At 71.2% G+C, this 11,088-nt stretch carries 8 protein-coding genes and 1 pseudogene; 7 read left to right on the top strand and 2 right to left on the bottom strand.

From position 1 onward, the window contains the following. The first annotated feature begins 642 nt into the window (after positions 1–642). From AA75_RS04915 to AA75_RS04945, 7 genes are all read left to right on the top strand, one after another. Positions 643–1,797 (top strand): amidohydrolase, encoded by a 1,155-nt coding sequence (locus tag AA75_RS04915; protein ID WP_033818509.1) that lies wholly within the window; start codon positions 643–645, stop codon positions 1,795–1,797. A gap of 334 nt (positions 1,798–2,131) precedes the next feature. Then, complete coding sequence (locus AA75_RS04920; protein ID WP_033818503.1) at positions 2,132–3,196, top strand: BMP family protein; 1,065 nt, start codon at positions 2,132–2,134, stop codon at positions 3,194–3,196. A 284-nt stretch (positions 3,197–3,480) separates the two neighbouring features. Continuing rightward, a complete protein-coding gene (locus AA75_RS04925) occupies positions 3,481–5,094 on the top strand; it encodes an ABC transporter ATP-binding protein (RefSeq protein ID WP_051811863.1) in 1,614 nt (537 codons plus the stop codon). A 5-nt stretch (positions 5,095–5,099) separates the two neighbouring features. Further along, positions 5,100–6,251: an ABC transporter permease gene (locus AA75_RS04930; RefSeq protein WP_033818504.1), complete on the top strand. Its 1,152-nt coding sequence runs from the start codon at positions 5,100–5,102 to the stop codon at positions 6,249–6,251. Beyond that, entirely contained in the window at positions 6,248–7,516 is a 1,269-nt protein-coding gene (locus AA75_RS04935) for an ABC transporter permease (RefSeq protein ID WP_033818505.1), read from the top strand. Before AA75_RS04930 ends, AA75_RS04935 begins: the two co-directional genes overlap by 4 nt. After that, on the top strand, positions 7,513–7,908 hold the full coding sequence (locus AA75_RS04940; RefSeq protein ID WP_033818506.1) for a cytidine deaminase: 396 nt from the start codon (positions 7,513–7,515) through the stop codon (positions 7,906–7,908). Before AA75_RS04935 ends, AA75_RS04940 begins: the two co-directional genes overlap by 4 nt. A gap of 117 nt (positions 7,909–8,025) precedes the next feature. Beyond that, positions 8,026–9,303, top strand: a complete 1,278-nt coding sequence (locus AA75_RS04945; protein WP_033818507.1) for a thymidine phosphorylase — start codon at positions 8,026–8,028, stop codon at positions 9,301–9,303. Between the two features lie 224 nt (positions 9,304–9,527). Here AA75_RS04945 and AA75_RS04950 read toward each other — a convergent pair whose 3' ends face one another. Together AA75_RS04950 and AA75_RS04955 are read right to left on the bottom strand one after the other, a co-directional pair. Next, complete coding sequence (locus tag AA75_RS04950; protein ID WP_033818508.1) at positions 9,528–10,082, bottom strand: Uma2 family endonuclease; 555 nt, start codon at positions 10,080–10,082, stop codon at positions 9,528–9,530. Between the two features lie 39 nt (positions 10,083–10,121). After that, positions 10,122–11,088: pseudogene (locus AA75_RS04955) on the bottom strand (hypothetical protein); the annotation flags it as partial.

The raw sequence follows: 11,088 nt of genomic DNA on the forward strand, positions 1-11,088 counted from the left end.
GCGCCGCGCCGCCGTCGGCCGGGGTGGCGGCGGTGGCCGGGGCGGCCACCGCGAGGGTTCCCAGGATCAGCGCGGCGGCGGGTGCCGCGGCGTAGGCCCGGGAGAGCCGGTTGCGTGCTGCTGGCACGTCGGGTCCCCACTTCTCGGATCGATGGACCGTCAGGTGACCCTTGTGAGGGCATGACGGACCGGGCCGACGACGGATGATCCGTCGCCGGCGCGGAAGTTGACTGTGCGCTAGCTGTTTATTCGGACTGTTGTGCGCAGCTCAAGAGCGCATCCGAAAGCTTTGCCCGGACATGACCGCGGGGAGGGGAAGCCGTTGCCGAGCGGGGCGCCGCACCAGTCGCCCCGGTCACACCCGTCACCGTGTCCGTCCGTCCGGGCGGTCGTTGCACAGGGCGGGGATCTGTCGGGGAAGGCGGCTGAAACGAGATGTCATACCCAGTAGCGCGTTCGGTATGCACCCATCCGGGGACGACTTCCGGGGAAGTCGGGCCAAAAACCCTCCACCGGCCTAGTCTTGTTGAGGTGAACGATCCTCAGCCCGCCCGCCGGGCCGCCCTCGCCACCGCCGACGACCGCGCCCCGGCCGGTCCGGGTCCGGACCTCCGCGCACGGGTACGGGTCTACGAGGCCGAGCTGATCGCCTTCCGGCGGGATCTGCACCGCCACCCGGAGCTCGGGCGCCAGGAGTTCCGTACCACCAGGCTGCTGCGGGAGCGGCTGGTCAGAGCGGGTCTGGAGCCCCGGGTGCTGCCCGGTGGCACCGGCATGATCGTGGACATCGTCCCGGACGGCACCCCGTCGGGCACCCCCTTCCTCGCCTTCCGCGCCGACATCGACGCGCTGCCGATCGAGGACGCCAAGACCGAGGCGCCCTACCGTTCCACCCTGCCCGGGCGGGCCCACGCCTGCGGCCACGACGTGCACACCGCGGTGGTGCTGGGCACCGCGCTGGTGCTGGCGGGCGCGGCCAGGACCGGCGAGCTGGAGCAGCCGGTCCGGCTGCTCTTCCAGCCCGCCGAGGAGGTCATGCCGGGCGGCGCGCTGGACGTGATCAAGGCGGACGGGATGGCCGGGGTCGGCCGGATCTTCGCGGTGCACTGCGACCCGAAGGTGCAGGTCGGCCGGATCGGGCTGCGGGTCGGCGCGATCACCTCGGCCTGTGACCGGCTGCTGCTGGGGCTGAGCGGCCCCGGCGGCCACACCGCCCGGCCGCACCTGACCACCGACCTGGTCACCGCGGTGGCCCGGATGGCCGCGGAGCTGCCGGCCGCGCTGGCCCGCCGGATGGACCCGCGCTGGGGGGTGAGCCTGGTCTTCGGCCGGATCGCGGCCGGCTCCGCGCCGAACGTGATCCCGCAGCAGGCCGAGCTGGAGGGCACCGTGCGCTGCCTGGAGCTGGCGGGCTGGCGGGAGGCGCCCGAGGTGCTGCACGAGCTGATCGGCCGGATCGCCGAGACGCACCGGGCCAAGTGGGAGCTGGACTACCACCGGGGCGTCCCGCCGGTGGTCAACGAGCAGGAGTCGATCGCCCAGCTGGACGCCGCGATGACGGCCCGGTTCGCCGGCCGCGGCCCGGTGGTGGAGGACACCGAGCAGAGCCTCGGCGGCGAGGACTTCTCCTGGTACCTGGAGCACGCACCGGGGGCGCTGGCCAGGCTCGGGGTGCGCGGTCCGCACGAGAAGGGCGTCCGGGACCTGCACCAGGGCGACTTCGACGTGGACGAGCGGGCGATCGGGGTCGGCGTGGAGCTGTTCGCCGCGCTGGCGCTGGGGCACGGCCGGGTCTGAGACGGCCAACGGGTGCACCCGCCGGCCGGTCACCCGCTGTAGGTGCCCGGACCGGCGGTGTTCGAGTGGCCGAGGCCCGTGGTGAGGGCCTCGGCCCTTGGGCGGCGCGGCTTGTGACGGCCGGGGCCGGTTGGGCATAGGGTGGTTGTCCGGTATCACTCGGTAGTGACATTCGGTTGAACAACTGTGGCGCTATGTCCGGATTCATCCTGAAGTCGGACCACATTTTGATAACAACCCGAATGCCCTGGCAGGCCGTAACCCAACCGTGTTCTACGCGCGTTACGGTGGCGCTCGACCACGCCAAACGGGTGTGTGAGAAGGAGATAATCCCTTGCGCCGTTCACTCAAGCTCGCCGCGGTGATGCTCTCGGGTTCCCTGGGCATCGCTTCGCTCGCCGCCTGCGGCGCAAAGAGCACCGACAGCACTTCCGCTTCCGCCGGCGCCTCCGGCTCGTCCGGCATCAAGGTCGGTATGGCCTACGACATCGGCGGCCGTGGCGACCAGTCGTTCAACGACTCCGCCGCCCGTGGTCTCGACAAGGCCAAGGCCGAGCTCGGTGTCCAGGTCAACGAGGCCGAGGCCAAGACCGGTGAGGCCGAGTCCGACAAGGAGGCTCGCCTCAAGAGCCTGGTGACCGCGGGCTACAACCCGGTCATCGCGGTCGGCTTCGTCTACCAGGACGCGGTCAACAAGGTCGCCAAGGACAACCCGAACGTCAAGTTCGCGATCATCGACTCCGCCTCGGCCGACCAGCCGGCGAACGTCACCTCGCTGACCTTCTCGGAGCAGGAGGGCTCGTACCTCGCCGGCGTCGCCGCCGCGTCGAAGAGCAAGTCCCACCAGATCGGCTTCATCGGTGGTGTCCAGTCCGAGCTGATCAAGAAGTTCGAGGCCGGTTACACCGCGGGTGCCAAGTCCGTCGACCCGAACATCGTCGTCGACGTCACCTACCTCACCACCCCGCCGGACTTCAGCGGCTTCAACGACCCGGGCAAGGGCAAGGAAGCCGCCCAGGGCCAGCTGGACAAGGGCGCGGACGTCATCTACGCCGCGGCCGGTTCCTCCGGCGCCGGTGCGATCGAGGCCGTCTCCACCGCCGGCAAGTGGGCCATCGGTGTCGACTCCGACCAGGCCGCCCAGCCCGCGCTGGCGAAGTACAAGGACCACATCCTCACCTCGATGGTGAAGAACGTGGACACCGCCGTGTACACCTACATCAAGTCGGTCAAGGACGGCAGCCCGCTCACCGGTGTCAAGAACTTCGACCTGAGCGCCCAGGGTGTCTCGCTGGCCACCACCGGCGGTCACATCGACGACATCCAGAGCAAGCTCGCGGACGCCCAGAAGGCGATCACCTCCGGCGCCACCAAGGTGCCGACCGCCCCGCAGAGCTGATCCCGGTCCCGTCTCCCGCCGCCGCCTGCCCGGCGGCGGGCTGACGCCCGACTCGCAGCAGGGGAGGGGCCCGGCAGGTACGCGAAACCGCGTACCGACCGGGCCCCCTCCCGTCCCCGCCCCTGATCTCTCCAGATCTCTCCTGCGCAACGACGCGCCCGACGACCACCCAGGAGATCGCCATCACCGCTTCCGACCCCACCCCCAGCACGGGCGGCAGCCCCAGCGCGGGGACGGCGACACCGGCCGTCGAACTGCGCGGCATCACCAAGCGCTTCCCCGGTGTGGTGGCCAACCACGACATCGACATCACCGTCCGGCGCGGCACCGTGCACGCGCTGATGGGTGAGAACGGCGCCGGCAAGTCCACCCTGATGAAGATCCTCTACGGCATGCAGAAGCCGGACGAGGGCACGATCAAGATCAACGGCGAGCTGGTCGAGTTCAGCACTCCCGGCGACGCCATCGACCGCGGGATCGGCATGGTGCACCAGCACTTCATGCTGGCCGACAACCTGACGGTCTGGGAGAACGTGGTCCTGGGCGGCGAGAAGCTGCACGGGATAGGAGCCAAGGCCAAGGCGAAGATCAAGGAGATCTCCGACCAGTACGGCCTGGGCGTGCGCCCGGACGTCCTGGTCGAGGACCTCGGCGTGGCCGACCGCCAGCGCGTCGAGATCCTCAAGGTTCTCTACCGCGGCGCCCGCATCCTGATCCTCGACGAGCCGACCGCCGTCCTGGTGCCCCAGGAGGTCGACGCGCTCTTCGGCAACCTGCGCGAGCTCAAGGCCGAGGGCGTCACCGTCATCTTCATCTCGCACAAGCTGCACGAGGTGCTCGCGGTCGCCGACGCGATCAGCGTCATCCGCCGCGGCACCACGGTCGGCGACGCCGACCCGAAGACCGTCACCGCCCGCCAGCTCGCCGAGCTGATGGTCGGCGCCGAGCTGCCCTCCCCGGAGAGCCGCGAGTCCACCGTCACCGACGTCGAGATGCTCCGCGTCGACGGCCTGCGGATCGCCAAGGCCGACGCCGAGGGCGTCGAGCGCGTGGTCCTGGACGACGTCTCGCTGCGCATCCGCAAGGGCGAGGTGCTCGGCATCGCCGGTGTCGAGGGCAACGGCCAGGCCGAGCTGGTCGAGGCCATCATGGGCATGCTGGCGCTGGACGCGGGCACCGTGACCCTGGACGGCCAGGACCTCACCCGCACCCTCACCCGGGCCCGCCGCGAGGCCGGCATCGGCTACATCCCCGAGGACCGCCACAAGCACGGTCTGCTGCTGGAGGCCCCGCTCTGGGAGAACCGGATGCTCGGCCACGTGACCGAGACCCCTAACTCCAAGGGCTTCCTGCTGGACCCGGCCGGGGCCCGCAAGGACACCCTGCGGATCGTCGAGGAGTACGACGTCCGCACCCCCGGCATCGAGGTCACCGCGGCCTCGCTCTCCGGCGGCAACCAGCAGAAGCTGATCATCGGCCGCGAGATGAGCCACGACCCCAAGCTGCTGATCGCGGCCCACCCCACCCGTGGTGTGGACGTCGGCGCGCAGGCCCAGATCTGGGAGCAGATCCGGGTCGCCCAGCGCGCGGGCCTGGCGGTGCTGCTGATCTCCGCCGACCTGGACGAGCTGATCGGCCTGTCCGACCACATCCGGGTGATCTACCGCGGCCGCCTGGTCGCCGACGCCGACCCGGCCACCGTCACCGCCGAGGACCTGGGCACCGCGATGACCGGTGCGGCCAAGGGCCACATCGAGTCGGACGCCGAGGCGCTGGCCGAGGCGCAGGCCCTGGCCGCCGAAGGCACCGAGGCCGCCGAAGGCACCGCGGTCGAGTCCGCCACGGACACCCCGGCCGAGCCCACCGAGACCGCCGACGACCCGCAGGCGGGGGAGTAACCCACATGACCAGTCCCACCCCCGCCAAGCGCCCGCTTGGCCAGCGGTTCGACCTGGAGCGCATCGTGCTCGGGCTGGCCGCGCCGGTGCTCGCAGTCCTGCTGTCACTGGTGATCTGCTCGCTGCTGCTGCTGAGCTCGGGCCGCGACCCGTTCAAGGCGTTCGACGTGATGTTCACGTACGGCACCGCCTCGGACGGCCAGGTCCAGATCATCAACAAGGGCGTCACGTACTACCTGGCCGCCGTGGCCGCCGCCTTCGGCTTCCGGATGAACCTGTTCAACATCGGCGTCGAGGGCCAGTACCGGATCGCCGCGCTGTTCACGGCGTACATCGGCAGCCAGATCGACCTGCCCGCGTTCATCCAGATCCCGCTGCTGCTGGTCACCGCCATGCTGGCCGGTGGCATCTGGGCCTCGATCGCCGGTGTGCTGAAGGTCTACCGCGGTGTCAGCGAGGTCATCTCGACCATCATGCTGAACGCGATCTCGCTGGCCGTGGTCGGCCTGCTGCTGGTGCCCGGCATCTTCGCGCCGAAGACCGGCAGCTCCAGCAACTCCATCCAGACCGCGCCGATCTCCCAGTCCAGCCACTTCTTCTCGATCGAGACGGCCGGCGGCACGCTCTGGGGCTTCTTCATCATCGCGATCCTGGTCGGCGTGGGCTTCCAGCTCACCCTGAACCGCACCCGCTTCGGCTTCGACCTGCGCGCCACCGGCCGCTCCGAGAGCGCCGCCCAGGCCTCCGGCGTCAACGTCAAGCGGATGGTCCTGACCAGCATGGCCGTCTCCGGCGCGCTGGCCGGTCTGATCGGCATGCCGACCCTGCTGCAGAGCTCGTACACCTACGGCACCAGCTTCCAGCAGGGCCTGGGCTTCACCGGCATCGCGATCGCGCTGCTCGGCCGCAACAGCCCGATCGGCATCGTCTTCTCGGCACTGCTCTTCGCCTTCATGGACGTCACCGCGGTGCAGCTGCCGCTGCAGGGTGACTTCCCGCAGGAGATCGTCGCCGTCATGCAGGGCACCATCGTCATCTGTGTCGTCGTCGCCTACGAGCTGGTGCGTCGTTACGGCCTCAAGCGCCAGCAGCAGAAGGTCGGCGCCGAACTCGCCGCGCAGGCCGCCGCGGCCGCCAACAAGGAGGTGGCCGCATGAGCACCGCAACCTCGACCCGGCCGAAGTCGCCGGGCAGTGCCCCCGCCAAGAAGTACAAGATCACCTGGCCGGTGGTGCTGCTGCTGATCGCCGGCGCGCTGCTGCTGGTCTCGATCGTCGCCACCATGACCGGCAACCACGGTCTGACCGCCTCCGGCCAGATCACCGCCGCCCTCGGCGCGGCCGTGCCGATCGCGATGGCCGGTCTCGGCGGTCTGTGGTCCGAGCGGGCCGGCGTGGTCAACATCGGCCTCGAAGGCATGATGGTCGCCGGTACGTTCTGCGGCGCCTGGGCCGGTTACCTGGTCAACCCGTGGGTCGGCCTGCTGGCCGGAATGGCCGGCGGTGCGCTCGGCGGTCTGCTGCACGCGATCGTCACCGTCACCTTCGGCGTCGACCACATCGTCTCCGGTGTCGGCATCAACCTGCTGATCCCCGGCATCTGCGCCTACGTCAACAAGATCTACTACAAGGACTACGTGGCCTTCGGCGCCGGTGCGAACCAGTCGCCGCCGGCCGATTCGCTGCCGAACATCACCATCCCCGGCCTGTCGCCGTGGCTGGACACGATCGAGGCGCACCACTGGTTCCTGGTCTCCGACATCGCGGGCATCGCGGGCGGCCTGGTCACCAACCTGTCCGTGGTGATCGTGATCGCCGCCGCGCTGCTGGTGCTGAGCTACTTCCTGCTCTGGCGCACGGTCTTCGGCCTGCGGCTGCGCTCCTGCGGTGAGAACCCGACCGCGGCCGAGTCGCTGGGCGTCAACGTCTACAAGTACAAGTACATCGCGGTCATCGCCTCGGGCGCGTTCGCCGGTCTCGCCGGTGCGTACCTCTCGCTGGTCGCCTCCCACTTCTACAAGGACGGCCAGACCCAGGGCCGAGGCTTCATCGGTCTCGCCGCGATGATCTTCGGTAACTGGATGCCGGGCGGTCTCGCCATGGGCGCCGGCCTGTTCGGCTTCACCGACAGCCTCCAGCTGCGCGACGCGGACAACGTGCACGTGCTGCTGATCATCGTCGCCGTGGCGATGGCCGTGGCGGCGCTGTGGCAGTCCTACCGCCGCAAGTACACCCCGGCGCTGATCAGCATCGTGGTGGCCGGCGCGCTGTCGGTCTGGTACGCCACCACCGACTCGGTGCAGCGCCCGCTGATCGTGGCCACCCCGTACGTGATCACCCTGGTGGTGCTCGCGGCGGCCTCGCAGCGGCTGCGTCCGCCGAAGGCCGACGGCCAGATCTACCGCAAGGGCCAGGGCAAGTGACGGCCCCGGCCGCTCCCGACTGGGAGGCGCTGCGCGCGGCGGCCCGCGACGCGATGTCGCGCGCCTACGCCCCGTACAGCAAGTTCCCGGTCGGCGCGGCGGCGCTGGTGGACGACGGCCGGACCGTGACCGGCTGCAACGTGGAGAACGCCTCGTACGGACTGGGCCTGTGCGCCGAGTGCGGCCTGGTCTCCGCGCTGTACGCCGGCGGCGGCGGCCGGCTGACCGCCTTCACCTGCGTCGACGGCGCGGGTGAGCTGCTGATGCCGTGCGGGCGCTGCCGCCAGCTGCTGTTCGAGCACGGCGGTCCCGAACTGCTGGTCGAGCTGCCCTCCGGGGTGAAGACCATGGCCGAGCTCCTGCCCGACGCGTTCGGGCCGGAGCGGCTCTAGCAGCTCCGTTTGTTACGCGCGTAGAGTGTCGCGTGAGCGGCCCTGACCGGGCCCTCCCGCGACACTCTTCGCTTTTCTCCCGCACCTGAGTACGTGCCCCACCCTCTTGGAGAACCAATGGACGCCCCCTCCGTCATCCGGACCAAGCGTGACCGCGGCGAGCTGACCGACGCCCAGATCGACTGGGTGATCGACGCCTACACCCGCGGCGAGGTCGCCGACGAGCAGATGTCCGCGCTCGCCATGGCGATCCTGCTGAACGGCATGAACCTCCGCGAGATCAGCCGCTGGACCGACGCGATGATCCGCTCGGGCGTCCGGATGGACTTCTCCGCCCTCGGCGTGCCCACCTCCGACAAGCACTCCACCGGCGGCGTCGGCGACAAGATCACCCTCCCGCTCGCCCCGCTGGTCGCCGCCTGCGGCGCGGCCGTCCCGCAGCTGTCCGGCCGCGGCCTCGGCCACACCGGCGGCACCCTGGACAAGCTGGAGTCCATCCCCGGCTGGCGGGCCCTGCTCTCGAACGACGAGATGATGGACGTGCTGCGCGGCTCCGGCGCGGTCATCTGCGCCGCCGGCGACGGCCTGGCCCCCGCCGACAAGAAGCTGTACGCGCTGCGCGACGTCACCGGCACCGTCGAGGCGATCCCGCTGATCGCCTCCTCGATCATGTCCAAGAAGATCGCCGAGGGCACCGGCGCGCTCGTCCTGGACGTCAAGGTCGGCTCCGGCGCCTTCATGAAGAACCTGCCCGACGCCCAGGAGCTGGCCCGCACCATGGTCGGCCTCGGCAAGGCGGCCGGTGTCAACACCGTCGCCCTGCTCACCGACATGTCCACCCCGCTCGGCCTCACCGCGGGCAACGCGCTCGAGGTCCGCGAGTCGGTCGAGGTGCTGGCCGGCGGCGGCCCCGCCGACGTGGTCGAGCTGACCCTGGCGCTGGCCCGCGAGATGCTCGCCGCCGCCGGTGTGCACGGCAAGGACCCGGCCGACGCGCTGCGCGACGGCTCCGCGATGGACCACTGGCGCCGCATGATCTCCGCCCAGGGCGGCGACGTGGACGCGCCGCTCCCGGTCGCCCGCGAGCAGCACGTGGTCACCGCGTCCTCCTCCGGTGTGCTCACCGGCCTGGACGCGTACGCGGTGGGCGTCTGCGCCTGGCGCCTGGGCGCCGGCCGCGCCCGCAAGGAGGACCCGGTGCAGGCCGGCGCCGGTGTGGAGATCCACGCCAAGCCGGGCGAGACCGTCACGGCCGGTCAGCCGCTGCTGACCCTGCACACCGACACCCCCGAGCGCTACGACTACGCGATGGAGGCGCTGGCCGGCGGCATCACCATCTCGCCGGAGGGCACCGCCTTCACCCCGAAGCCGATCGTGCTGGACCGCATCGCCTGATGCCGTGAGCACACCGTGCCCGGGCCGCCCTCGCCGTGCGGCCCGGGCACGGTGCTGTGCGGGGGGGCCAACCGGGGACGGTGCCCACGCTGCCGCTGCTCGAACGGCCGGCGGGGGCACCGGAGTCGGAGCTCGACAGCCACGTGGTCCCGGGGGCCGCCGCCGAGGTCCGGTTCCACTCGTCGGCGGCCTGGCGGCCCGGTTCCCGCGGGCCCCGAGCGGGGTCAGCCGTACGTGCGCAGGCCGGTGGTGTCGATCGTCCACGGGCCGACCGGCACGGTGTCGCCGAACGTGAACTTCTCGCGCGAGGTGTAGCCGGGCCGGGAGTGCACGATGCCGGTGCCGTCCCGGGGGTCGACCAGCAGGTAGAGGGGGATGCCCATGGCGGCGTAGTCGCGGACCTTGTCCTCGTAGTCGTTCTCCGGGTTCGACCGGGAGACCACCTCCATCACCAGGACGACCTGGTGGGGTTGCAGGGCCCGGCCTGCCTCCTCCATCGCGGCCTCCGGGAAGACCATCAGGTCCGGGTTCCGCAGCCGCCCGAGCCCGGCGTCCTCCAGGTCCGCGCCGCCGTGGGCGAGGTGACCCGGATGGGTCCGGGGGAGCTGCTCGTTGAGCTGCCGGGCGATCCGGATGACCGCGAGTTCGTGCTGCTTCACGGGTGACATCATCATGACGATCTCGCCGTTGGCGATCTCTATCTTGCTGATCCCCGGGACCTGCGGCAGCTGATCAGCGATCTCGCGCAACCGGGCATAGACAGCCGGATCGGTGCTCATGCCAGGAGCGTAGCCGGGCCGGGAGGTGCCGTCCCGGGTTCAGGGGTGGCGGGCCGCGCCGGAGGTGGGGGAGAGCTGGAGGCCGGAGACGTCCACCGCCTCGAAGTCCTTGCCGCTGAAGGCGCCGAGGCGGGCCAGTGCGGTGTTGTCCCAGCGGTCGTCCTGGGTGCCGCTGACGTACCAGGCGGAGCCGTTGTCGGCGACGATCGCCCCGTACGTCTTCAGGGCCTGGGCGACCGCCTTGGCCTGCGGCGGGAGCTTGGAGATGTCCACGCCGGCCTTGAGCCGCAGGCGCAGGCCCATCGGCGGCAGACCGGTGTCGGTGCTGCTGGACGCCTGGTGGCGGGCCGGCCAGAGGTAGGCGGCCTGGCTGCGGGGGACGGTGATCCGCAGCGCGTGGTCGATCACGCCGGTGGCCGCCTCGTCGTAGCGGGCCAGTCCCGGCAGGATCGGCAGCCCGGCCGCGTCGGCGGAGGTCCGGCCGGCCGGGCGCAGCGCGTTCGAGCGCAGGTCGAAGACGGCCCCGGAGCCGGCCTTCCAGCCGCCGCCGCCCTGCGGGTGGGCGTCGTACAGCTCGTATACCTTGCACGCGGCCTTGTCCAGGGCGATGACGTGGCGGTCGCCGTCGGCGTTCGGACCGCCTTCCACCAGCGCTCCGGCCGGGATCGGGTACGGGCCCGGGTCGCTCTCGTCGGCGTACTCGAAGGTGACCTTGGCGGTCGCGGTGCCGGCCGTTACCGAGGTGACCGGGATGCCGAACGGCGCGCCCTCCCAGGTGCCGGAGCCGAAGTCGGCCTTGAGGTGCTTGTCCGCGCCGATCGCCGTCACGTACGCGGCGGTGCGCGGCGAGGCCGGGAGGGTGTCGACCCGGGTGCGCCAGATCGAGTCGGCGGGCGCGACCGGGCAGCCGCCCAGGTCGGCGGCGCCGCCCGCGGGCGGGGGTGAGGCCGCCGGGGAGGTGGGCGCGGAGGCGGGCGGGGTGCTCGGGGCCGGGGCGGCCGGGGAT

Origin of the sequence: Kitasatospora sp. MBT63 (genome assembly GCF_000710465.2) — a bacterium.
Taxonomy (GTDB): domain Bacteria; phylum Actinomycetota; class Actinomycetes; order Streptomycetales; family Streptomycetaceae; genus Kitasatospora.

Coding starts and splice junctions, on each gene's coding strand:
- AA75_RS04930 (WP_033818504.1), top strand. CDS start 5,100: ATGACCAGTCCCACCCCCGCCAAGCGCCCGCTTGGCCAGCGGTTCGAC.
- AA75_RS04950 (WP_033818508.1), bottom strand. CDS start 10,082: ATGAGCACCGATCCGGCTGTCTATGCCCGGTTGCGCGAGATCGCTGAT.
- AA75_RS04945 (WP_033818507.1), top strand. CDS start 8,026: ATGGACGCCCCCTCCGTCATCCGGACCAAGCGTGACCGCGGCGAGCTG.
- AA75_RS04935 (WP_033818505.1), top strand. CDS start 6,248: ATGAGCACCGCAACCTCGACCCGGCCGAAGTCGCCGGGCAGTGCCCCC.